Annotated in this window: 20 protein-coding genes; 12 read left to right on the forward strand and 8 right to left on the reverse strand. The window is 71.0% G+C overall.

Annotation, left to right across the window (positions count from 1 at the left end; genetic code table 11):
- Positions 1-108 precede the first annotated feature (108 nt).
- Complete coding sequence (locus ABT063_RS01230) at positions 109-762, reverse strand: pirin family protein (RefSeq protein ID WP_351055231.1); 654 nt, start codon at positions 760-762, stop codon at positions 109-111.
- 73 nt (positions 763-835) lie between these two features.
- Between ABT063_RS01230 and fasR the strand changes: the two genes are divergently transcribed.
- The 5 genes from fasR (at position 836) to ABT063_RS01255 (ending at position 5,792) form a co-directional block, all read left to right on the forward strand.
- The gene (gene fasR, locus ABT063_RS01235; protein ID WP_351054967.1) at positions 836-2,041 is read left to right on the forward strand and encodes a fatty acid biosynthesis transcriptional regulator FasR; all 1,206 of its coding nucleotides are present in this window, start codon (positions 836-838) and stop codon (positions 2,039-2,041) included.
- Between the two features lie 89 nt (positions 2,042-2,130).
- Complete coding sequence (locus ABT063_RS01240) at positions 2,131-3,069, forward strand: ACP S-malonyltransferase (RefSeq protein WP_351054968.1); 939 nt, start codon at positions 2,131-2,133, stop codon at positions 3,067-3,069.
- Positions 3,070-3,085: 16 nt separating this feature from the next.
- The gene (locus ABT063_RS01245) at positions 3,086-4,117 is read left to right on the forward strand and encodes a ketoacyl-ACP synthase III (RefSeq protein WP_351054969.1); all 1,032 of its coding nucleotides are present in this window, start codon (positions 3,086-3,088) and stop codon (positions 4,115-4,117) included.
- A 79-nt stretch (positions 4,118-4,196) separates the two neighbouring features.
- Positions 4,197-4,445 (forward strand): acyl carrier protein, encoded by a 249-nt coding sequence (locus ABT063_RS01250; protein ID WP_015660680.1) that lies wholly within the window; start codon positions 4,197-4,199, stop codon positions 4,443-4,445.
- Between the two features lie 75 nt (positions 4,446-4,520).
- Complete coding sequence (locus tag ABT063_RS01255) at positions 4,521-5,792, forward strand: beta-ketoacyl-[acyl-carrier-protein] synthase family protein (RefSeq protein ID WP_351054970.1); 1,272 nt, start codon at positions 4,521-4,523, stop codon at positions 5,790-5,792.
- A 93-nt stretch (positions 5,793-5,885) separates the two neighbouring features.
- Here the strand turns inward: ABT063_RS01255 and ABT063_RS01260 are convergent, their stop codons facing one another.
- Positions 5,886-6,380 carry a DUF3145 domain-containing protein gene (locus tag ABT063_RS01260; RefSeq protein WP_351054971.1) on the reverse strand — a complete coding sequence of 165 codons (495 nt, stop codon included), beginning with the start codon at positions 6,378-6,380 and terminating at the stop codon, positions 5,886-5,888.
- A gap of 282 nt (positions 6,381-6,662) precedes the next feature.
- Here ABT063_RS01260 and ABT063_RS01265 point away from each other — a divergent pair, with 282 nt between their 5' ends.
- Both ABT063_RS01265 and ABT063_RS01270 read left to right on the forward strand, forming a co-directional pair.
- Positions 6,663-7,562 (forward strand): SGNH/GDSL hydrolase family protein, encoded by a 900-nt coding sequence (locus tag ABT063_RS01265; RefSeq protein WP_351054972.1) that lies wholly within the window; start codon positions 6,663-6,665, stop codon positions 7,560-7,562.
- A gap of 29 nt (positions 7,563-7,591) precedes the next feature.
- Entirely contained in the window at positions 7,592-8,563 is a 972-nt protein-coding gene (locus ABT063_RS01270; protein ID WP_351054973.1) for an aldose epimerase family protein, read from the forward strand.
- 72 nt (positions 8,564-8,635) lie between these two features.
- Here ABT063_RS01270 and ABT063_RS01275 read toward each other — a convergent pair whose 3' ends face one another.
- Complete coding sequence (locus ABT063_RS01275; protein ID WP_351054974.1) at positions 8,636-11,074, reverse strand: beta-glucosidase; 2,439 nt, start codon at positions 11,072-11,074, stop codon at positions 8,636-8,638.
- 106 nt (positions 11,075-11,180) lie between these two features.
- On the opposite strand from ABT063_RS01275, the gene ABT063_RS01280 reads away from it, so the two are divergent.
- Together ABT063_RS01280 and ABT063_RS01285 are read left to right on the forward strand one after the other, a co-directional pair.
- Positions 11,181-11,756 carry a TetR/AcrR family transcriptional regulator gene (locus ABT063_RS01280; RefSeq protein WP_351055232.1) on the forward strand — a complete coding sequence of 192 codons (576 nt, stop codon included), beginning with the start codon at positions 11,181-11,183 and terminating at the stop codon, positions 11,754-11,756.
- A 218-nt stretch (positions 11,757-11,974) separates the two neighbouring features.
- Positions 11,975-13,216 (forward strand): pyroglutamyl-peptidase I, encoded by a 1,242-nt coding sequence (locus ABT063_RS01285; protein ID WP_351054975.1) that lies wholly within the window; start codon positions 11,975-11,977, stop codon positions 13,214-13,216.
- A gap of 4 nt (positions 13,217-13,220) precedes the next feature.
- Here the strand turns inward: ABT063_RS01285 and ABT063_RS01290 are convergent, their stop codons facing one another.
- From ABT063_RS01290 to ABT063_RS01300, 3 genes are all read right to left on the reverse strand, one after another.
- On the reverse strand, positions 13,221-13,697 hold the full coding sequence (locus tag ABT063_RS01290) for a MarR family winged helix-turn-helix transcriptional regulator (RefSeq protein ID WP_351054976.1): 477 nt from the start codon (positions 13,695-13,697) through the stop codon (positions 13,221-13,223).
- Positions 13,698-13,730: 33 nt separating this feature from the next.
- Positions 13,731-14,525, reverse strand: a complete 795-nt coding sequence (locus ABT063_RS01295) for an EI24 domain-containing protein (RefSeq protein ID WP_351054977.1) — start codon at positions 14,523-14,525, stop codon at positions 13,731-13,733.
- A 176-nt stretch (positions 14,526-14,701) separates the two neighbouring features.
- Positions 14,702-15,565, reverse strand: coding sequence for a hypothetical protein (locus ABT063_RS01300; RefSeq protein ID WP_351054978.1), 864 nt, complete (start codon positions 15,563-15,565; stop codon positions 14,702-14,704).
- A 185-nt stretch (positions 15,566-15,750) separates the two neighbouring features.
- Between ABT063_RS01300 and ABT063_RS01305 the strand changes: the two genes are divergently transcribed.
- Both ABT063_RS01305 and ABT063_RS01310 read left to right on the forward strand, forming a co-directional pair.
- Positions 15,751-18,339: a M14 family zinc carboxypeptidase gene (locus ABT063_RS01305; protein WP_351054979.1), complete on the forward strand. Its 2,589-nt coding sequence runs from the start codon at positions 15,751-15,753 to the stop codon at positions 18,337-18,339.
- Complete coding sequence (locus ABT063_RS01310; RefSeq protein ID WP_351054980.1) at positions 18,336-19,487, forward strand: serine hydrolase domain-containing protein; 1,152 nt, start codon at positions 18,336-18,338, stop codon at positions 19,485-19,487. The genes ABT063_RS01305 and ABT063_RS01310 overlap by 4 nt, the downstream gene beginning before the upstream one ends.
- Positions 19,488-19,739: 252 nt before the next feature.
- Here ABT063_RS01310 and ABT063_RS01315 read toward each other — a convergent pair whose 3' ends face one another.
- Positions 19,740-20,738 (reverse strand): NADP-dependent oxidoreductase, encoded by a 999-nt coding sequence (locus ABT063_RS01315; protein WP_351054981.1) that lies wholly within the window; start codon positions 20,736-20,738, stop codon positions 19,740-19,742.
- An 88-nt stretch (positions 20,739-20,826) separates the two neighbouring features.
- Here ABT063_RS01315 and ABT063_RS01320 point away from each other — a divergent pair, with 88 nt between their 5' ends.
- Positions 20,827-21,270 carry a MarR family winged helix-turn-helix transcriptional regulator gene (locus ABT063_RS01320; RefSeq protein ID WP_351054982.1) on the forward strand — a complete coding sequence of 148 codons (444 nt, stop codon included), beginning with the start codon at positions 20,827-20,829 and terminating at the stop codon, positions 21,268-21,270.
- Positions 21,271-21,509: 239 nt separating this feature from the next.
- Here ABT063_RS01320 and ABT063_RS01325 read toward each other — a convergent pair whose 3' ends face one another.
- Positions 21,510-22,274, reverse strand: a complete 765-nt coding sequence (locus ABT063_RS01325) for a hypothetical protein (RefSeq protein ID WP_351054983.1) — start codon at positions 22,272-22,274, stop codon at positions 21,510-21,512.
- Between the last annotated feature and the right edge of the window lie 144 nt (positions 22,275-22,418).

The following is a 22,418-nucleotide window of genomic DNA, read 5'->3' on the forward strand; positions in this document are numbered from 1 at the left end:
CGGCTGGGGCGGGGCGGGGGTGGGTCGCGCGGCCCGGCGCCGGCGGGGTGCCGCCCTCTGTGGGTCGGGAGCCGCCCCAGCGGCACGACTGCCCGCAGCTACGTGCGGTTACGGCTGCATCTCCCACATCAGCAGTTCCGCCTCCGTCACCCCCACCGCCTCCAGATCCTTCGCATCCGTGATCCGCGCCGCGTCGCCGGGTCCCAACCGCTCGTCGTCCAGGCCCACTTCCCCCCGTACGACGTGCACGTACACGTACGGCCCGTCCGGCACCGCCGTCCGTTCGCCCGCCGCCAGGCGCCGTACGTGGAGCATCGCGCCCGCCTCGGGGACGGCGTACGGCGTCGAGTCCGCGATGCCGTGGACGATCTCGTAGGAAGGGTCGCCGCCGGGCTCCAGCGGGGCCAGCCACATCTGGACGAAGGTCAGGGGTGCCGAACCGTCGTTGCGTTCGACGTGGCGGACGCCCGCCGCCGAGCTCAGCCTCTGCACGTCCCCGGCGCGGACCACCGTCTCGTGGCCCGTGGAGTCGCGGTGGGTGAGCTCGCCCTCGACCACCCACGTCACGATCTCGGTGTGGCTGTGGGGGTGTTCGTCGAAGCCGGCGCCGGGAGCGAGCCGCTCCTCGTTGCAGGCGATCAGCGCGCCGAAGCGGAGGTTGTCGGGGTCGTAGTGCGGGCCGAAGGAGAAGGCGTGGAGGGATTGGATTCCGGTCCCCCGGTCGCCGCCTCGGTAGCGCTGCGTGGCGCGCCGTACGTCCATCACGGGCACCACCGTAGCCCTCACCCGGCACCCGGCGACGCGCACTCCCGTCCGGATAAGGCAGTCTTGTCCCGTGCCCGAACCCGAAACCCGCCGCAACGGCTCCACAGCGCCCGACGTCCACGCACACACCGCGACCCTGAAGCGGCTGGAGAAGTCGTCCGGCAGTCTCGCCGCGCAGGCCATCGCGCGCATGGACGAGACGCTGCCGTGGTACCGGGCGATGCCCCCGGAGAACCGTTCCTGGATCGGGCTCGTCGCGCAGGCCGGTATCGCCGCCTTCACCGAGTGGTTCCGGCACCCGGACGCCCCGCAGGCCATCTCCACCGACGTCTTCGGGACCGCGCCGCGCGAGCTGACCAGGGCCATCACGCTGCGGCAGACCGTCGAGATGGTGCGCACCACCATCGAGGTCATGGAGTCCGCCATCGACGAGGTGGCGGCTCCCGGGGACGAGTCCATCCTGCGCGAGGCGCTGCTCGTGTACGCCCGGGAGATCGCCTTCGCCACCGCCCAGGTGTACGCGCAGGCCGCCGAGGCACGCGGTGCCTGGGACGCGCGGCTGGAGTCGCTCGTCGTGAACGCCGTGCTCAGCGGCGAGGCCGACGAGGGGGCCGTCAGCCGGGCCGCCGCGCTCGGCTGGAACTCGCCCGAGCATGTGTGCGTGGTGTTGGGTGCCGCTCCCGACGGTGACAGCGAGCTGACCGTCGAGGCCATCCGGCGGGCCGCCCGGCACGCCAAGCTGCAGGTGCTCACCGGCGTGCTCGGGGCCCGGCTCGTGGTCATCGCGGGCGGCAGCGACAACCCGCTCGCCGTCGCCAAGTCGCTGATCGGGCCGTTCGCCGCCGGGCCGGTGGTGGCGGGTCCCGTCGTACCCGATCTGCTCGCCGCGACCCGCTCCGCGCAGGCCGCGGCCGCCGGGCTGAAGGCGTGTTCTGCCTGGCAGGACGCCCCGCGGCCGGTGCTGGCGGACGATCTGCTGCCGGAGCGCGCGATCGCCGGTGACCCCTCGGCCCGCGAGCAGTTGGTGGAGGAGATCTACAGACCACTGGAAGAGGCCGGCTCGGCACTCCTGGAGACGCTCTCCGTCTACCTCGAACAGGCGAGCAGTTTGGAGGGGGCGGCCAGGATGCTCTTCGTCCATCCCAACACCGTGCGCTACCGGCTTCGACGTGTGACTGACGTCACCGGCTGGTCGCCCTCCGATGTCCGGTCGGCGTTCACTTTGCGCATCGCGCTGATCTTGGGGCGTCTGGTCGACGGCGATCTCCAGCTCTAGCCTTTTGTCGGGGGCCTACAAAACCCCTTCGTGTTCTTCGTCCTTGTCCCCACGGGCGGCCGTGCCCGTCCCCAAGAGAGAGTGTGAGAGTGCTCGTACTCGTCGCTCCCGGCCAGGGCGCCCAGACGCCCGGCTTCCTGACTCCCTGGCTCGAACTCCCCGGTGCCGCGGACCGCGTCGCCGCGTGGTCGGACGCCATCGGACTGGACCTCGTCCACTACGGCACGCAGGCCGACGAGGACGCCATCCGCGACACAGCCGTGGCTCAGCCGCTGCTGGTCGCGGCCGGTCTCCTGTCCGCCTCGGCACTCGGTGCCGCAACATCTGCCGCTGACGCGGCGGGTGCGCCCGGCGCCGTCGCGGGCCACAGTGTCGGCGAGTTCACCGCCGCCGCCTTCGCGGGCGTCCTGGACGACACCGCCGCGCTGACCCTCGTCCGCACGCGTGGTCTGGCCATGGCCGAGGCCGCCGCCGTCACCGAGACCGGCATGTCGGCGCTGCTCGGCGGTGACCCCGAGGTGAGCGTCGCGCACCTGAAGAAGCTGGGCCTGACTCCGGCCAACGTCAACGGCGCCGGTCAGATCGTGGCCGCGGGCACGCTGGAGCAGCTCGCCGCGCTGAACGACGACAAGCCCGAGGGCGTGCGCAAGATCGTCGCCCTGAAGGTGGCCGGCGCCTTCCACACGCACCACATGGCCCCCGCGGTCGACACGCTGGCGAAGGCCGCCGAGGTGCTCGCGCCCGCCGACCCGAAGATCACGTACGTCTCGAACAAGGACGGCCGGCCTGTCACCACGGGTGCCGAGGTCGTCTCGCGCCTTGTCGGCCAGGTCGCCAACCCGGTCCGCTGGGACCTGTGCATGGAGACCTTCAAGGAGCTCGGCGTCACCGCTCTGCTGGAGGTGTGCCCCGGCGGCACGCTGACCGGTCTCGCCAAGCGCGCGCTGCCCGGCGTGAAGACGCTGGCCCTGAAGACCCCCGACAACCTCGACGCGGCCCGCGAGCTCATCGCCGAGCACAGTGCCTGACAAGGAGCCCGAGAGCATGTCGAAGATCAAGCCCAGCAAGGGCGCCCCGTACGCGCGCATCCTCGGCGTGGGCGGCTACCGTCCCACCCGGGTCGTGCCGAACGAGGTGATCCTCGAGAAGATCGACTCGTCCGACGAGTGGATCCGCTCGCGCTCCGGCATCGAGACCCGCCACTGGGCGAACGACGAGGAGACCGTCGCCGCGATGTCCATCGAGGCGTCCGGCAAGGCGATCGCGGACGCGGGGATCTCCGCCGAGCAGATCGGCGGCGTGATCGTCTCGACCGTCTCGCACTTCAGCCAGACCCCGGCCGTGGCCACCGAGATCGCCGACAAGCTCGGTACGGCGAAGGCCGCGGCCTTCGACATCTCGGCGGGCTGCGCCGGCTTCGGTTACGGCCTCACCCTCGCCAAGGGCATGATCGTCGAGGGCTCGGCGCAGTACGTCCTGGTCATCGGCGTCGAGCGGCTGAGCGACCTGACCGACCTGGAGGACCGGGCGACGGCCTTCCTGTTCGGCGACGGCGCCGGCGCGGTCGTGGTCGGCCCGTCCGAGGAGCCGCACATCGGTCCGACGGTGTGGGGTTCCGAGGGCGACAAAGCCGGAACGATCAAGCAGACGATCCCGTGGAACGAATACCGCATCGGCGACCTGGGCAAACTCCCGCTGGACAGCGAGGGCAACGTCAAGTTCCCCGCGATCGCGCAGGAGGGCCAGGCGGTGTTCCGCTGGGCCGTGTTCGAGATGGCGAAGGTCGCGCAGCAGGCGCTGGACGCGGCCGGGATCACCCCGGACGACCTGGACGTCTTCATTCCCCACCAGGCCAACGAGCGGATCATCGACTCGATGGTGAAGACTCTCAAGCTGCCGGAGCACGTCACGGTCGCCCGCGACGTGCGCACCACCGGCAACACCTCGGCCGCCTCGATTCCGCTCGCGATGGAGCGGCTCCTGGCGACCGGCGAGGCGAAGAGCGGCGACACCGCGCTCGTCATCGGATTCGGGGCGGGTCTCGTGTACGCCGCGACGGTCGTTACCCTCCCCTAGGCACTCCGTGCCGGATCATCGGATCCGGTGCGGTAAGTACCTGCCAACACCCTCTGATATCTACGAAGGAGCGCCCGACATGGCCGCCACTCAGGAAGAGATCGTCGCCGGTCTCGCCGACATCGTGAACGAGATCGCCGGCATCCCGGTTGAGGACGTCCAGCTGGACAAGTCCTTCACCGACGACCTGGACGTCGACTCGCTGTCCATGGTCGAGGTCGTCGTCGCCGCCGAGGAGCGCTTCGACGTCAAGATCCCCGACGAGGACGTCAAGAACCTCAAGACCGTCGGCGACGCGACCGACTACATCCTCAAGCACCAGGCCTGATCCAAGGCCGGTTGCCTGGCCCCGCCACCCGGCGGTGGCGCCGCTGAATCCCGATCCGTTGGAGAAAGAATTCCCGTGAGCTCGACCAATCGCACCGTGGTCGTCACCGGTATCGGCGCAACCACACCGCTGGGTGGCGACGCAGCCTCTACCTGGGAGGGCCTGATCGCCGGACGTTCCGGCGTCAAGGCACTGGAGCAGGAGTGGGCCGCCGAGCAGGCGGTCCGCATCGCCGCGCAGATCGCCGTGGAGCCGACCGAGGTCATCCCGCGGCCGCAGGCCCGCCGGCTGGACCGTTCGGCGCAGTTCGCGCTGATCGCCGCCCAGGAGGCGTGGAGGGACGCCGGCTTCGAAGCCAAGGCCGGTGAAGACGCCAGCGTCGACCCCGACCGGCTCGGTGCGGTGATCGCCTCCGGAATCGGTGGCGTGACGACCCTCCTCGACCAGTACGACGTGCTGAAGGAGAAGGGCGTCCGCCGCGTCTCCCCGCACACCGTCCCCATGCTGATGCCGAACAGCCCCTCCGCGAACGTGGGTCTGGCGGTGGGCGCCCGTGCGGGCGTGCACACGCCGGTCTCCGCCTGCGCGTCGGGGGCCGAGGCCATCGGCTACGCCATCGAGATGATCCGCACCGGCCGCGCCGACATCGTCGTCGCGGGTGGCACGGAGGCGGCCATCCACCCGCTGCCGATCGCCGCGTTCGGCAACATGATGGCGATGTCCAAGAACAACGACGACCCTGAGGGCGCCTCGCGTCCCTACGACGTCGCGCGCGACGGCTTCGTCCTCGGCGAGGGCGCCGGTGTGATCGTCCTGGAGTCCGCCGAGCACGCCGCGAAGCGCGGTGCGCGGGTGTACGCCGAGGCGGTCGGGCAGGGCATCTCCGCCGACAGCCACGACATCGTGCAGCCGGAGCCGGAGGGGCGGGGCATCTCGCACGCCCTGCAGAACCTGCTGGACCGCACGGATCTGAGCCCGGCCGAGATCATGCACGTCAACGCGCACGCGACCTCGACGCCGGCCGGTGACGTGGCCGAGTTGAAGGCGCTGCGCAAGGTGTTCGGCGACGACGTCGACCACATGGCGGTGTCGGCGACCAAGTCGATGACCGGGCATCTGCTGGGTGGCGCCGGTGGTGTCGAGACGGTCGCGACCGTGCTCGCCCTGTACCACCGGGTGGCTCCGCCGACCATCAACGTGGAGAACATCGACCCGGAGGCCGAGGCCAACGCGGACGTGGTGCGGGGTGAGGCGCGCAAGCTGCCCGTCGAGGGCCGGATCGCCGCGCTGAACGACTCGTTCGGGTTCGGTGGGCACAACGTGGTGCTGGCGTTCCGTACGGTCTGAGACTCGCTTGTACGTGTATGAAGGGCCCCCACCGGCTGGTGGGGGCCCTTCGTGCGTGCTGGGGAACGTGCTGATCGGAAATCAGACGACCTGTCAGACGACCTGGTGGAGCCACCGCACGGGCGCACCCTCACCCGCGTACCTGAAGGGCTCCAGTTCGTCGTCCCACGGCTTGCCGAGGAGCTTCGCCAACTCCGCCTCCAGGTCCGTCTCTCCCCGCTGGGAGCGGAGCAGGGCGGCGCGCAGGCGGTCCTCGGGGATGAGGATGTCGCCGTGGATGCCGGTGACGGCGTGGAAGATGCCGAGGTCGGGGGTGCAGCTGTAGCGCTCGCCCTCGGCGGTGGCGCAGGGCTCGGCGGTGACCTCGAAGCGGAGGAGGTGCCAGCCTCTCAGTGCGGAGGCCAGCTTGGAGGCGGTGCCGACCTGACCCTGCCAGGAGAACTCCGAGCGCCAGGTGCCGGGCGCGGCGGGCTGCCGGATCCAGTCGAGGCTGACGCGCGTGCCGAGCACCCCGGCGACGGCCCACTCGACGTGCGGGCACAGCGCGCGCGGCGCGGAGTGCACGTACAGAACTCCACGTGTCGTCACCGGGACCTCCGGGCAGAGCGGGACATCTTGCGAACTGTCGGACGGCAGTGGCCAGGCAGCCACGCTGATGGCGAGGCTACCGTGCGGCGGCGCAAGGAGTGTGACGTACCGTCGGTCCCAGTGCCGTGAAACGCTTGCCATTCACCCGGCAGGACGCTTGTACGGGTGCGATCCGTTGCATGGTGATCCATATGATCGGTCGGGAACCCTCGCGCGTTGTTATGAACGGATGGCGTTTTCCCGTTCACGACATCGCACCACGACCGAGGGGACCACCACCGGATGCCGAACCCAAGCCGCCGCTCGCGGGCCGCTCTCGCCGTCCTGGCGGCGGCCGTCCTGGGCGTCGCCGGCTGTGACGCCGTCGGTGGTGACTCGCCGGGGCCGAGCGGCACTCAGGCGCAGAAGGCCAAGCCGTCGCCGAAGCCGACTCCGCTCTGGGACAGCAGCCCGGACTCGATCGCCGCCGTGGGCGACTCCATCACCCGTGGTTTCGACGCGTGCTCGGTGCTGGCGGACTGCCCCGAGGTGTCCTGGGCGACGGGCAGCAGGGCCGACGTCGACAGTCTCGCCGTACGGCTGCTGGGGAAGACGAAGGCCGCCGAGCGCAGTTGGAACTACGCGGTCACCGGGGCGCGGATGGCGGACCTGCCCGGCCAGATGGCGCAGGCGGCGACGCGGAAGCCGGGGCTGGTGGCGGTGATGGTGGGGGCGAACGACGCGTGCCGGGACAGCACCGCGGCGATGACCTCGGTGGCCGATTTCCGCTCCGGCTTCGAGGACGCGCTGAGCACGCTGCGCAAAGCCGAGCCCAAGGCCCAGGTGTTCGTGGCGAGCGTGCCGAACCTGAAGCGGCTGTGGTCGGAGGGCCGTACGAATCCGATGGGCAAGCAGGTGTGGAAGCTGGGCATCTGCCCGTCCATGCTGGGCGACGCGGACGCCCTGGACGCGGCGGCGACCGAGCGCCGGGACACCGTGCAGAAGCGGGTGGAGGACTACAACGAGGTGCTGGAGGAGGTCTGCGCGAAGGACCGCCGCTGCCGCTTCGACGGGGGCGCGGTGTACGAGTACCGCTTCGGCACGGGCCAGCTGAGCCAGTGGGACTGGTTTCACCCGAGTGTGAACGGACAGGCCCGGCTGGCGGAAATCGCGTACCGCACGGTCACGGGGAAGAAGGCGTGACGCAAGAGCCGTCACTTAAAGTTCCGCACATGAACGAACTCTTCGCGACACTTTCCGACGGCACTCCCGTCCACCGCTGGACCCTGGAGCGGGCGGGCGTCCGCGTACGGATTCTGTCGTACGGCGGGATCGTGCAGGCGGCGGAGGTTCCGGACCGGGACGGGCGTGCGGGGAACGTGGTGCTGGGGTTCGCGGACCTGGAGGGGTACCTCACGCACCCGGAGCCGTACTTCGGTGCGCTGATCGGTCGGTACGCGAACCGGATCGCGGGCGGCCGCCTCCCGCTGGACGGCCGGACGTACGCGCTCGCGCTCAACAACCCGCCCAACTCCCTGCACGGCGGCGAGCGCGGTTTCGACAAGCGGGTGTGGGACATGGAGCCGGTCGCGCACGGCGTGCGCCTGAGCCGGGTCAGTGCGCACGGCGAGGAGGGCTTCCCGGGCCGGCTGGAGGTCTCGGCGACGTACACGCTGACGGAGTCCGGCGCGCTGCGGATCGCGTACGAGGCCGTCACCGACGCGCCGACCGTCGTGAACCTCACCAACCACAGCTATTTCAATCTGGGCGGGTCAGGGAACGCCGGCGGGCACGAGCTGCGGATCGCCGCCTCGCGTCGCACCCCGGTCGACGCGGACCTGATCCCGACCGGCGCCCTGGACGAGGTGGCGGGCACCCGCTTCGACTTCCGCGAGGCGCGGAAGGCCGGCGCCGGGTACGACGACAACTTCGTGCTCGACAAGGGCTTGACCGAGGCGCCCGTCGAGGTCGCCGAGCTGTACGACCCCGCGTCCGGCCGCGCCCTGACCGTGGCGACCACCGAGCCCGGCCTCCAGCTGTACACCGCCGACCACCTGGGCGAGCCCTTCGCGCCGGGCGACGGCATCGCGCTGGAGACCCAGCACTTCCCCGACTCCCCGAACCGCCCGGAGTTCCCGAGCACGGTGCTGCGGCCGGGTGAGGTGTTCCGGTCGGAGACGGTGTACGGGTTCTCGGTTCGGTAGTACCGGAACGACACGAGCCCCGGCCCAGGTGTCAGGTCCCGGACCGGGGCTGCTCGTGGGACGTGTCCCGGATCAGACGTTAATCGTCGCGGTGAGCCGGCGGTCGGAGATCGAGCGCCCGACCTGGATCTCGTACGAACCCTTCACATGCGACCACGCGTTGGTCTTCTCGTCCCAGATCTCGAACGCCCGGCCGGGCAGTTCCACCGTGGCCTCGACGACCTCGCCGGGACCGGTCTCCACCGCCGCGAACCCGGCCAGCCGGCGCGCCGGGCGCTCGACGTCGGGTTCGGCGGGCGCCAGGTAGACCTGGACGACCTCGCGCCCCGCGCGGGCACCGGAGTTGCGGAGGCGGACCCGGACGGCCGTGCCCCGCACCTCGACCGACTCGTACGTCCAGTCGGTGTAGCCGAGGCCGTGGCCAAAGGGGTACGACGGGACACGGCCCTCTTTCTCCCAGGCGCTGTAGCCGATGAACACGCCCTCGCGGTACGGGAGTTCGCCGCCCTGCGGGACGACCTGGGTGACCGGGGCGTCGGCCAGTGAGCCCCAGGTGGTCGGCAGTCGGCCGCCGGGCTCGTGTGCGCCGGTCAGTACGTCCGCCAGGGCCGCGCCGCCCTCCTGGCCGGGGAACCAGCCGAGCAGGACGGCGGCGACCTCCTCGCGCCAGGGCAGTTCCACCGGGGAGCCGGAGTTGACGACCACGACGGTGTTCGGGTTGGCGGCGGCGACCGCGCGGACCAGTTCGTCCTGGCGGCCGGGGAGGGTGAGGTCGGTGCGGTCGAAGCCCTCCGACTCGACGCGCTCGGTGGTGGCGACCACGACGACGGCGGTGTCGGCGGCACGGGCGGCGGCCACCGCCTCGGCGATCAGCTCCTCGGGGTCGCGCTGCGGTCCCTGGTGGGCGAGGGTGAAGCCGATCACCCTCATGGGGTGGTCATCGCCAACGGCGACCTCATAGGTGAGGGAGACCCGCACCGGTTGGCCCGCGGTGAGTTCGGGCCGGGCCCGGGGCACGGGGGCGCCGAAGAAGGCCGCGAAGGGCTCGTCCTGGGCGGGGCGTTGGACGTCGTCGTAGTACGTGGTGCCGTCGATCCGCAGGGTGAACGCGCCCATGCCCTTGATGCCGAAGGTGTGCGGGCCGGTCTCGCGCGGGGTGAAGGTGCCGGTCAGTTCCACGGTGTGCAGGCGGTCGTGGGTGACGCCGTCGGGGAGGTCCGTGCCCATCCACTGGATCAGGCCGTTGGGGGCGGAGCCGGTGCCGATGACGTTTCCGTCGGTGTCACGGCAGACGGCCCGCAACTCGAAGCCCTGGTCGGCGGCGGCGAGTTCGGTGTTCGGGTCGGCGCCGACGGCGTAGCTGAGGCTGCCGTCGGGGAGGGCGGCGGTGAGGCCGTCGAGCGGGGAGACGATCCGGGCGGGGAAGACGGTGGCGGAGCCGCCGCCGAGGACGCGGGCGTCGCGGGCGGCTGCGCCGATGAGGGCGACCGTGCCGTGGGGCTTCAGGGGCAGGGCGTCCCGCTCGTTGCGGACGAGGACGAAGGAGCGGCGGGCGATCTCGCGGGCCAGGGCCTCGCCGTCGACGGTGTCCGGCAGATCCGTCACCACCGGCTCGGCACCCTCCAGGATGCCGACGCGGGCGGCGAGCCGCAGGACGTTGCGCACGGCCGCGTCGACCTTGGCCACCTCCACCTCGCCGTCCCGTACGGCCTGCGCGAGCGCCTCGCCGTACACGGTCTTCGGGCCGGGCATGGCGACGTCGAGCCCGCCTTCGACGGCGCCCACGGTCGACCGGGCGGCGGTCCAGTCGGAGACGTTGGCGCCGTCGAAGCCCCATTCGCCGCGCAGGACCTCGTTCACGAGGTAGCGGTGCTCGGTCATGGTCGGGCCGTTGACCGAGTTGTAGGCGGTCATGATGCCCCACGGGTGGGCGTTCTCGACGATCATCTCGAAGGGGGCGAGATAGAGCTCGCGCAGGGCGCGTTCGGAGACCAGGTTGTTCACGGTGAGGCGGTCCGTCTCGGCGTCGTTGGCGACGAAGTGCTTGACGGTGGTGCCGACGCCGCCGGACTGGACGCCGGTGACGTAGGCGGCGCCGATCCGTCCGGTCAGGTACGGGTCCTCGCTGTAGGCCTCGAAGTGGCGGCCGCCGAGCGGGGAGCGGTGCAGGTTGACGGTGGGGGCGAGCAGGACGTGGACGGCCTTGCGGCGGGCCTCCTGGGCCAGCAGCACCCCTGCCCTGCGGGCGAGTTCGGGGTCCCAGGTGGCGGCGAGGGCGGTCGGCGAGGGCAGCGCGACGGACGGGTCGTCGGCGGTCCAGCGCACGCCCCGGACGCCGATCGGGCCGTCGGACATGACGAGGGACTTCAGGCCGATCTCCGGCAGCGCGGGCAGGGACCACATGTCCTGGCCGGCCAGCAGCCGGGCCTTGGCGTCCAGGTCGAGCTTGCGGAGGGCGGCCTCGACGGCCGCCTCGCGGGTCTCGTCGGCCGTTTCCTGCGGTGCCGCCATCGCGGTGCCTCCTCGTCGAAGTCCGTTCGGTGCCCTACCCATCGTGCACCTGTCGCCTGTAGGTCGGTAGGTTTCGTTATCTTCGCGTTATGTATTGATGTTCGAGATGCCGTACGGTGACGCCATGAACGCCAGGACCAGGAGCGCGGAACGACGCGCCGAGATCGTCGGAGCCGCCCTGGAGGTCATCGCCGAGCGCGGCTACCGGGGGGCGAGCCTGGCCGCCGTGGCGGAACGGGTCGGGCTGACCCAGCAGGGCCTGCTGCACTACTTCCCGACGAAGGACGCGCTGCTCGTGGCCGTCCTGGAGGAGCGGGACAAGTGGGACGCGGTGCCAGTCGGGCCGTGGCGGACCGACCTGCTCGCCTCACTCGTCGAGTACAACGCCATGCGGCCCGGCATCATCCAGACCTTCTCGGCGCTGCTCGGCGAGAGCGTGACGGAGGGGCATCCGGCGCGGGCGTACTTCACCGAGCGGTACGGCCGGGTGCGGGAGTCGATGGCGACTGTCCTGCGCACCGAGTACGGCGACCGTCTGCCGAGCGGGCTCACGCCCGAGCGCGCGGCTCCTCTGCTGGTCGCGGTGATGGACGGGCTGCAGTACCAGTGGCTGCTGGACCCGGAGTCGGTGGACATGGCGGGGGCGTTCCGGGACTTTCTGGGGTTGCTGGGCGAGGAGTGAACGGCCCTCCGCTGCTGCCGGAGCGGTCATCGGTGTCGTGCTGTGGCTGGCCCGGCTGCGTGGGGCCGCGGTGTTCCAGGTGGTTCCGTTGCTCATGCTCGCCATGCTGATGCTGCCCTCCTGAGCCACACCCCATGGCGTAGACCACTTCTGTCACGCGATACTGCCGCCGTTCGGTATCAGCGCTTCCCCACGGCGACAGAAGGACCTGAACTGCCTTGACTTCCATACGCGTTCGGATCGGCGTGCTCGGCCTGGCCCTGCTGGCGGGGCTGGCGGCCCCCACGACCACGGCGGCGGCCGACACCGCTCCCTCACCCACCGTCGAGGAACAGCGGCTCGACCGGGCCGTGCCCCAGGAGATCCTCAGACGTTCCGGATTCGACGCCACGGCGGGGAAGTTCGCGAGGACGCTCACCGCGGCCCGCTCCTATGCCGAGGCCCGTCGGGTCGTCGTACGCGAAGGGTCGGCGCTGTGGCGGCGGGCCGTCGACCGGGCGCAGGGGCGGGGTGCGGCGGGCGGGGATCTCAGCCGGGACGACGACCGGCCGCTGTACTGGGCTCGGCTGGCCATGACGCGGGATGTGCGTACCTGGGAGCCGGGGTTCGGGCTCGCGGAGAGCCAACGCGCCGCGCTGCTCGGTGAGTTGGAGCGGACCTCGCGCGGGCAGACCGCCGTTCGTTATCCGCCGGGCAAGGGCGTCAAGCGCATCCTGGTCACCGGGTTCGACCCCTTCACGCTGGACCGGGACATCCGGATCTCCAACCCCTCGGGCGCCACCGCGCTCGCGCTCGACGGCACGGTGATCGAGACCGCGGACGGGCCGGCGCGCGTGGAGACCGTCGTGTTCCCCGTGCGCTGGGAGGACTTCGCGGACGGGAGCGTGGAGCGGACGCTGCGGCCGTATCTGAAGAAGGTGGATCTCTTCGCCACCGTCAGCCAGGGGCGCGTGGGCCGGTTCGACGTCGAGCGGACCAACGGGGCCTGGCGGGGCGGATTCCCGGACAACGACAACGTCAGCAGGACCGAGACCATCCCGGTCACCGACCCGGCCTCGCAGCCGCAGTGGACGACGACGACCCTGCCGTACGAGAGGATCGTGGCCGCGGACACCGGGCGGTTCCCCGTGTACGACAACACGCAGGTGACCGAGATCCCGGCGGGCGGCACCGAGCCCGTCGTACGGCCGGACGGGCCGACGGAAGGGTCGACGGCCCGTCAGGGGGGCGGTGGGAACTATCTCTCCAACGAGATCGCCTACCGGGCCACGCTGCTGCGGGACCGGCTCGGGCTGCGCGACTCGCTGCCGGGCGGGCATGTGCACACGCCTGTGCTGCAGTTCGGGGCGGGCAACACCGATCCGGCGAACGGGACGGTGACCGATCCGGAGTTCGTACGGAACCGGCTGGACATCATCGGGCAGGTGCGGGCGATCCTGACGGTGGCGGCCGGGAGCTGACCCGTCATTCCGGCAGATTGCCATTGCCGCCCAGGTTGGCGACCATGCGGCGCAGGACGTTGATCGTGGTGACGAAGTCGGCCGGGTCGACGCCCTCGTGCGCCCGCTCGTGGACCCTCAGGTTCCGCTCGCGGGCGCGCAGCCGGCCGGCCTCGCCCTCCTCGGTCAGCGTCATGCCGCCCGCCTCTTCCGTCATCCAGCCTCGGGCGATCAGGTCGTCGTAGACGCCGTCGAAGTCGGTGTCGAGGTCGTCGTACGAGGTCAGCCGCTCGGTGAGGGTGGCCCGGGTCCAGGTGCCGGGCTTGCCGGCGACGTGGTTGAGCGTCCACCAGTGGGGCTGGGTGAGGTCCTCCACCGCCAGTTGCTCGCGCAGGGCGCCGACCATGCGGCGGCCCGCCTCGGAACTCCAGAAGCCGATGGGCTGGGCGGCCAGTTCTTCGTGGGAGTACGTCTTGAGCGGCGTGATCTGCTTGGTCGTCATGGGACGAACGTAGAAGCTCAAGCTTGCTTGAGGTCAAGCGCGCGCTTCGTTCGGAGTCCCGTCGTGTGCCCCGGTCTCCTCCGTCTCCTCGCCGAGGAGTTCGCGGGCCATGAGCGTGGCGCCCGCGACCGCCCCCGGCATCAGGAAGACCGCGACGAACGGGACCAGGAAGGACACCGCGAGAGGCGTGCCGAAGCCCCAGATCAGGGGCTTGCGGGAGCGGAGGAGGGTGAGGCGGTCGCGGAGTTCGATGCCTCGGCGCTGGAGGGCCACCGAGGTGAGTTCCTCGGTGAGGAAGAAGCCGGTGACGAAGAAGCCGATCACCGGGACGGCCGTCTGCCCGAGGACCGGGATGAAGCCGAGGGCGAAGAGGAGGATGCCCCACAGCACGGCGCGCACGAGGATGCGGAGGCTGTCGCGGGCCGAGATCCACAGCTCGCGCCAGAGCGGCAGGCCGGACTCGGGAGCCGTGCCGTCCGGGGAGACGTCCCGGTCGACCTTCTCGGAGAGGTTCTCGTAGAAGGGCTGGCCGATCAGGAGGGTGACCGCGGTGAAGGTGAGGACGGACAGCAGCAGGGCGAGGGCGAACAGGACGGCGGTGAGGAAGCCGCGGAAGAGGCCCTGCCAGGGGCTGGACCAGTCGTCGGCGAAGGGCGTCGCCCAGGCGACGGCATCCGTGCCCCAGAGCGCGAGCGCGACCAGCGCGGCCGCGTAGAGGACGAGGGTGATCAGGCCGGGGAGCAGGCCGAAGCCGTACTGCTTGCCGTGCCGGGCCACCCACTTCTGGCCCTGTACCAAGTAGTTGAAGCCCACCCCGAGATCGCGCATGGGGGGCACTTTACCGTTCCGCTGCGAGGGCTCCCGGGGTGGGTTTTCGCCCCCTCCGCCCCTACCCGTCCCATCCCTGGGGGCTGCCGCCCCCAGACCCCCGCTGCCGGCCCTGAACGGGGCTCGTCCTCAAACGCCGGACGGGCTGAGTAGTGGTGCCGGCCGGGCTGAGAGGTCTACGCCGGCGTCATCGCCACCACGGTCCCCTGGTCCGCCGCAGGCGACACCGCCGCCGACACCCGTACCGCCGCCGCCCTGGCCACCCGCCCCGCCCGGGACGCCGTCGCCAGCAGCATGGGCTGGAGCTGTTCCAGGCCCGCCACCACCAGCTCCTCCCCCGCGATCAGCACCGGGCGGGCCGCCTTCGTCGTCGCCGCTGCCGCCTCCGTGAGGTCGGCCAGCGGGGCGAGCGTCGCCCGGAACGCGCCCGCGCCGGCGGTGGCCGCGCGTTCCGCCAGGGCCACCTGGAGCGGCATCAGAGGGGCCAGCGCGGCCGTCAGGGCGTCGGCGATGCGGTGGAGTTCGGGGGACGACTCACGCAGTACCTCGGCCGCCTCCCGGATCACCGGCGTGAGCGCGAGGAGCGCGCCCGCGGCCGCGCCCGCCGTCGCGGGCAGCAGCGGTGACGTCGCCTCGACCAGGTCGCCGAGCGCCGCCGCGAACTCCTCGACGGCGGGCTCCACCGCGTCGAGGACCGGCAGCAGGCTGTCGCCCAGCGTCGCCAGCAGCGCCTGGGCCGGCTCGCTCACCGGGTGCACCGCGAGCGGCGCCCCGCTCGTGCCGAGGCGCATCAGCGTGTCGATGATCCGGTAGAACGCCTCCTGGGCCTGCGGGGACGCGCTCGCCTCGGCCAGTTCCGCGGTCGTCTCGCGCAGCACGCGCAGCGCCTCGCTGCCCGAACCGTCCCGTGGGTCGAAGGTGTTGAGGGCGATTCTGGTGATGTTCCCGGCCGTGTCGAGCAGTTGGCCGGTGATGTCGGTGGTGGTGCGGGCCATGCGCAGTACGTCGTCCCTGCTGGGGAGCGAAGGGATCGTTGCCACGGGCTCTCTCCTCGCCTCACACGCCGTCGCCGCGGTTCGTGTTCCTCTGGCGTCAGCATGCCCTGTACGAACCCCCCGGGATGCGTCATCCGGGGCATCCGCGACACCAACTCCCTCTTGTTGCGGTTGAGTCGAACAGGTACACCTCGCCGTACCGATCTCAGGAAGCCCCGGAGGAGGTACGCGTGCGCACCACGAGAACCGTTCCTGCGAGACCCGTTCTGATCGCCACGCTCGCCGTCACCACGGCGGGTTCACTGCTCCTCACCGCCCACACCGCTGGTGCGGATCCCCAGCCCCCCGTCACCCGGGAGGGCCCCGCCACCGACCGGCACGCCGCCCATGCCCCCGCGAGCGCCGCCGAGCGGGCCCTCACCGCTCCGACCGCCGGCATCACGGACACCGGGCGCGGCTACCCGCGCGAGCAGGTGCTGGCCCCCGACCCGGTGAACCCCGCCGACAAGTCCGTCAAGCTGGGCCTGACCCCGTACCACGCCATCGCCCCGAAGCTGAACGCCCTGCAGCGGCTCGGCAACCGGGTGAGCGTCGAGGTCGCGGGCCGCTCGGCCGGCGGGCACCGGCTCTACCTCGTCACCGTCACCGCCCCGGAGAGCGCCCGCCAGGCCCGCGCCCAGGACCGGATGCGCGAGCTGATCGAGAACGCGCCGGCCAGGGCCGCCAAGGACCCCGCGATCAAGGCGGGTTACAAGACGCCCGTCTTCGTCAACAACAACATCCACGGCAACGAGTGGGAAGGCACCGACGCCTCCCTGAAGCTCATCGAGCGGCTCGCGACCGCCGACGACCGGAAGACGCGCGACCTCCTCTCCCACAGCCGCCTCTACTTCAACATCACCGCCAACCCGGACGGCCGTATAGCCGGCACCCGCGCCAACGCCAACGGTTTCGACATGAACCGGGACTTCGTCACCGCCTCGCAACCCGAGGTGCGCGCGATGCGGCAGATCCAGATCGACAAGCAGCCGGCCGTCATGCTTGACCTGCACGGGTACGTCAACGGCACGCTCATCGAGCCCACCACTCCCCCGCACGGCGAGAACTACGAGTACGACCTCTTCCTGAAGAACACCTACGCCAACGCACTCCGCATGGAGACGGCCGTCAACGGCCTCGGCTACACGCACGCGAAGGACGGCGTGCGACCCGCGCAGATACCGTTCCGGGACCAGGAGGAGGGCTGGGACGACTGGCCGCCGATCTTCACCCCGCAGTACGCGGCCTTCCACGGCACGGTCGCCGCGCACACGGTGGAGATCCCCCTGGCGGTGAACAACGCGGCCTACACCAACCTCCCGGAGAGCGAACTGCGCCGCCGGTCCGCGATCAACGTGGACGTGGCGGGCGCCGCCCTCCGCGCCACCCTCGACTTCGTCCGCACCCACCGCACCTCCCTCGTCGCCGACCAGATCGAGGTCTTCCGGCGCGGGGCGGCGGGCGCCGACCAGGTCCCGGTGTCGGAGGAGACCGTCCCCGGCGTCCCGGGCATCGGCCCCGAGGACGTGTACACCACGAACTTCCCGCGCGCGTACGTCATTCCGGCCGACGCCGGCACCGGTGGCTCCCAGCGCTCCGCCACCGCCGCGGCCCGCCTCGTCGACCACCTCCTCGCCAACGACGTCCGCGTCACCCGCGCGACCCATGCCTTCCGGCTCGCCGGACGGACGTACGCCAGGGGCAGTTACGTCGTCGACATGCGCCAGCCCAAGCGGGGGCTCGCGAACGTGCTGCTGGCCGACGGGCGGGACATCAGCGACAAGGTTTCGGTGATGTACGACATCTCGGGCTGGAGTCTGGGCCGCCTGTGGGGCGCGACGGTGGAGCCGGTGACGTCCGGGAGCCTGTACGGCGCGCCGCTGCGGGCGGTTCGCGAGGCCGCGGACGTCGGTTACTTCGCTCCGCGCGGCGACCTGCGGCTGCGGCTCGACGATCCGCAGGAGATCGCGGCGCTCAACTCCCTTCTCCGGCACGGTGTTCCAGTGCGGCAGGCCGCCGACGGCAGTGCGATCGTGCCGGCGTCGGCGCGTTCCCGCGCGGTGGTCGCGGCGCGGACGTACGACGTCGCCTTCGACGCGACGAGGGCTACCGGCACCACCGAACTGCGCCGCCTTCGCGTGGCCGCGGCCGTCACGCCGGGTGAGCTGTTCGCGCTGCGGGAGATGAACTTCGAGGTCACGCCGGTCTCGACAGCCGTACTGAACGCGGGCTTCGACTGGTCGACGGCGGATGTGCTGTTCGTGTCGGCGGGGCTGGATCACGGCGCCCTGAACTCGACTGCCCGCACTGCCCTGGACGCCTTCCTCGACGCCGGTCACGGTCTGGTCGGGCGCGGAACCACGGGGGCGGACCTCAACGCGGCGACCGGGCTCCTGGCCGCCAAACCGGTCGAGGGCAACGAGGACGCCAACGGTGTGGCGCGCGTGGTGAATTCGGGCCCGGTCACGTCCGGGACGCCGGATCACGGGTTCGTCTACGCGCCCGTCTGGTTCGCCGACCTTGGGCCCGGGGTCCGGGTGGAGCAGTCGTATGCGACCGGAAACCCGCTCGTCTCGGGGCACTGGCGGCCGTCGGAGGACGGTTCGGGCGGTCCCGCACAGGCCGCGGGGCAGGCCTGCGTGGTCAGCGGCCCGCAGGCCGTCCTGTTCGGCACCGAGCCCCTCTTCAGAGACCATCCCAAGGGGCAATTCGCGCAGGTCGCACGGGCCTTGATTACAGTGGCACCCGCGAGCAGCGGTACAGGTGAGGAGAGCGGATGACGCAAGAGATCCACGGCACCGTCGCGGACGGCTTCGAGACGGTACGGGAGGAGTTCGCCGCGTTCGTGATCGAGGAACGGCCGGACTACGAGGGACAGTTGTGTGCGTATGTGCACGGCCGCAAAGTCGTCGACCTGTGGGTGGGCGACGGCGTGGCCGCCGACTCCCTGTACGGCGTGTTCTCGTCGACCAAGGGTGCCGCGCACCTCGTGGCCGCGCTTCTCGTGCAGGACGGGACGCTCGAACTGGACCGGAAAGTCACCTACTACTGGCCGGAGTTCGGGGCCGAGGGCAAGGGCGCGCTGACGCTGCGCGACCTGATCACGCACCGGGCGGGGCTGATCGGGATCGATGCCGGGTTCACCCGGGACGAACTGGCCGACGACCGCGCGATCGCCGAACGGCTGGCGGACCAGCGGCCGTTCTGGCGTCCGGGCACGGCCTTCGGCTATCACGCGCTCACCCTCGGCGCGCTCATCGGTGAGGTCGTACGGCGTGCCACCGGCCATACGCTCCAGGAGGTGTACGAGGAGCGGGTGCGGGCGCCGTACGGGCTGGACTTCCACCTGGGGCTGCCCGAGGCGCTGGAGATCCGCTTCCGGTCCGTGCGGCCGATGGCGCCGACCGCGGAGCAGCAGGCGGTGCTGGACTCGGTGCCGAAGGGGCCGCACACGCTCCCCTCGATCGCGTTCAACACGCATGTGCCGGAGCCGGGTGAGCTGGTGGATCACGCCAACTCCCGTACCGTGCGCGCCAAGGGCCCGGCGTCGGCGGGCGGGGTCGCCGCCGCGCGCGGGCTGGCCGGGATGTACGCGGCGGCGATCAGCGAGGTGGACGGACGTCCGCCGCTGCTGAAGCCGGACACGGTCGCCGAGGTCGGGCAGATCCACTCGATCGGATACGACCTGGTGGCGCGCACGCACCGGTCGTTCGGGCTCGGTTTCCAGGCCACGGCCGACGCCTGGTACCCGTTCCTGGGCGCCGGGACGTTCGGGCACAGCGGGGCCGGCGGGTCACAGGCCTTCGCGGACCCGCGCAGCGGGCTGGCGTACGGCTACACGCGGCGGCGGTGCGCCTACCCGGGCGGGGCGGCGCCGGAGAACGAGCGACTGGTGAGGGCGGTGCACACGGCAGCGCTGGCGAGCTGATCGCGGCAAGGGCCCACCAACCCCCGCTGTCCCCACGCGTCGGCCGCGAGGGAGCCGACGGGGCGCGCCGGTGTCGAGAGCGCATGGGCCCCCCGCTCGAGCGAAGCCGAGAGTGAGGGTTCGGGCTCTCGACACCGGCTGAAAGCGCCCCGTAGGCGACCGAGCCAAAAGGGGAGAGGCCGCACCCCACGTCCAGGGGTGCGGCCTCCGTCGTACGCAACGAACGCGGTCAGCAGGGCGTCACGGTCATGCTCACAACTTGACGACCATCTTTCCGATGTTGTCGCCGCGCAGCACGCCGAGGAAGGCCTCCAGGTTGTTCTCGATGCCCTCGACGACGGTCTCGCGGTACTTCAGCGCGCCCGAGGCGACCCACGGGCCGACCTCCTGGACGAACTCCGGCTGGAGGTCGTAGTGGTCACCGACCAGCACACCCTCGACGCGGAGCCGGTTCTGCAGGATCTTGGCCATGTTGCGCGGGCCGGGGGTCGGCTCGGTGGCGTTGTACTGCGAGATCATGCCGCAGATCACGGCCCGGCCCCGCAGGTTGAGCGCGCCGATCGCGGCCTCGAGGTGCTCGCCGCCGACGTTGTCGAAGTAGACGTCGATGCCGTCCGGGGCGGCCTCCTTGAGCTGCTCCCAGACCGGGCCGTTCTTGTAGTTGAAGGCGGCGTCGAAGCCGTACTCCTCGACGAGGATCTTGACCTTCTCGTCGGAGCCGGCGGAGCCGATGACCCGCGAGGCGCCCTTGAGCTTGGCGATCTGGCCCACCTGGCTGCCGACGGCACCGGCCGCGCCGGAGACGAAGACGGCGTCGCCCTCCTTGAGGGCACCGACCCGCAGCAGACCCGCGTACGCCGTCAGGCCCGTCATGCCGAGCACACCGAGGTACGTGCTCAGCGGCGCCGCCTCCGGGTCGACCTTGACGGCCTGCTTGGCGTCCACGGCCGCGTACTCGCGCCAGCCGAGGAAGTGCAGGACGTGGTCGCCGACGGCCAGCCCCTCGACGTCGGAGGCGACGACCTCGCCGACGGCGCCGCCCTGCATGGCCTTGCCCAGCTCGAAGGGGGCGACGTAGGACTTGGCGTCGCTCATGCGGCCGCGCATGTACGGGTCGACGGAGAGGTACTTGTTCCGCACCAGCACCTGACCCTCACGCGGCGTGGGGGCCTCCGCCTCGACCAGGGCGAAGTCCTCGGGCTTCGGCCAGCCGACGGGACGGCTGAGCAGGTGCCATTCGCGGTTGAGCATGACGGAGCCTTTCCATTTACTTCAGTACCTGAAACAACCATGCCTCTAAATATTTCAGGATGTCAAGTAACCGGGTACCCTGGATCCCATGGCCACACCCGAGAAGACCCGCCGACCCGACTCGCTGACCATGGAGGTCGTAGAACTCATCGGTGACGTCGTGGCGCGCTTCTACGAGGACTACGAGGACGCGGCTGCCGAGCACGCGCTGACCGGCGCGCAGGCGCGGCTGCTGAGCCTGCTGTCGCTGGAACCGCTGCCGATGCGGAAGCTGGCGCAGAAGCTGAAGTGTGAGCCGTCGAACGTGACCGGGATCGTGGACCGGCTGGAGTCACGGGGCCTGGTGGAGCGGCGCGCGGCCCCGGCGGATCGCCGCGTGAAGGTGGCCGCGGCGACGGAGGAGGGGCGCCGGGTGGCCCGGGAGTTGCGGGAGGGCTTGCGCTTCGCGCGGGAGCCGCTTGCGGGGTTGTCCGAGGGGGAGCGACTGGCTTTGCGGGATCTGCTGCGGCGGATGGTGGGGGCGACCCACTAGCTTGTGCTGTTCGAGGAGCCCGACGCCGCGGAACTCGAGGGGCACGAAATCGGCCCGCCTCCTGGTTGGCCGGGCCGGCTCGAGTGGGCCGCCGATCGGTGGCCGTCTTTCAGGCCCCGCTTGGCCATCTCCGTGCCATGATCTGACAACGGGGACCGGCTCCACCTCGGCCGCGCGAGGTGCCCTGATGAACGACCAGACGAGGCGGAGGACCCTGGCCGAGACCAGGGCCCTCCGCCTCAACGAGCGGTCAGTACATACTCGCCCATGTAGTTGTAGCAATGCATCGCGGTCGCGACCCCGTTGACGCCGCCGACGCGGACGGTGAACGCCGACGTACAAGAGCCGCTGCCATCGGTCGCATTGAGCGTATGGCCGCCCTTGACCGTTACTTCGGTCCCAGACCCAACCGTGGAGTCCTCGGTGAAACGCACCTGCACCGGGACGCTGCCGGTGGGGCTGGACGCGGCGCCGGCCGTCATAGCCGCGGTCACCAGAGCGTCCTGGTCCACCTGCGAGCCCGGCTCCACGCTGTAGGAGATCGCGATCCCGTCGGTCTCCGGGTCGATCTCGGAGACAACCTCCGCCGTGCCCGCGACGTCGGTCGCCGCCCCGAACAGGGCCTGTTGAACCTTCTCCAGGTCCTTCCACTTCAGCGGGGCGCCGTACTGCACCCGCACCGCGTACGGCAACTCCTGAAGCCGATCGAGCACCTTCTGCGGCGGCTTCTCGGTGAAGCGCATCCACAGCTCGGCGCCATCGGCGGAAGGATCGTCATCCGCGACGTATCCGGCCTGGACATAGCCGAGGCCGTCCTCAGCGGCCGACTCGGCGGTCAGGTCGTCGAACTTCTCCTGCCCGCGGTGCCTGCGCTCCAGGGCGTCCAGCGACTTGCCGGAATCCCTGGCCACGGCCTCCAGGTCCCGCTTGACCGCGCCCTTCATCTCCGGCGCGGCTCCAGCGCCCTTGACCACGAGCTCGTGGAACGAACGGGGGGAACCCACCGTCCGGCTCTTACCATTCGGTCTCGGGTCGGCCTGCGCACTAGCCTCGCGCTTTCATAAGCGTGTTCGTCCATGCCTTGATCAAATAAGCGGAGAGTGCTTCTGACCTGCAACGATGGGACTTGTCTAGGGTCCTGTTGGCTG

Source organism: Streptomyces sp. NPDC002838 (assembly GCF_040295365.1).
Classification (GTDB): domain Bacteria; phylum Actinomycetota; class Actinomycetes; order Streptomycetales; family Streptomycetaceae; genus Streptomyces.

Coding starts and splice junctions, on each gene's coding strand:
- ABT063_RS01275 (WP_351054974.1), bottom strand. CDS start 11,074: ATGGCGGCACCGCAGGAAACGGCCGACGAGACCCGCGAGGCGGCCGTC.
- ABT063_RS01295 (WP_351054977.1), bottom strand. CDS start 14,525: ATGCGCGATCTCGGGGTGGGCTTCAACTACTTGGTACAGGGCCAGAAG.
- ABT063_RS01315 (WP_351054981.1), bottom strand. CDS start 20,738: ATGCTCAACCGCGAATGGCACCTGCTCAGCCGTCCCGTCGGCTGGCCG.
- ABT063_RS01270 (WP_351054973.1), top strand. CDS start 7,592: ATGAACGAACTCTTCGCGACACTTTCCGACGGCACTCCCGTCCACCGC.
- ABT063_RS01250 (WP_015660680.1), top strand. CDS start 4,197: ATGGCCGCCACTCAGGAAGAGATCGTCGCCGGTCTCGCCGACATCGTG.
- ABT063_RS01310 (WP_351054980.1), top strand. CDS start 18,336: ATGACGCAAGAGATCCACGGCACCGTCGCGGACGGCTTCGAGACGGTA.
- ABT063_RS01320 (WP_351054982.1), top strand. CDS start 20,827: ATGGCCACACCCGAGAAGACCCGCCGACCCGACTCGCTGACCATGGAG.
- ABT063_RS01230 (WP_351055231.1), bottom strand. CDS start 762: ATGGACGTACGGCGCGCCACGCAGCGCTACCGAGGCGGCGACCGGGGG.
- ABT063_RS01290 (WP_351054976.1), bottom strand. CDS start 13,697: ATGACGACCAAGCAGATCACGCCGCTCAAGACGTACTCCCACGAAGAA.
- ABT063_RS01245 (WP_351054969.1), top strand. CDS start 3,086: ATGTCGAAGATCAAGCCCAGCAAGGGCGCCCCGTACGCGCGCATCCTC.
- ABT063_RS01280 (WP_351055232.1), top strand. CDS start 11,181: ATGCCGTACGGTGACGCCATGAACGCCAGGACCAGGAGCGCGGAACGA.
- ABT063_RS01265 (WP_351054972.1), top strand. CDS start 6,663: ATGCCGAACCCAAGCCGCCGCTCGCGGGCCGCTCTCGCCGTCCTGGCG.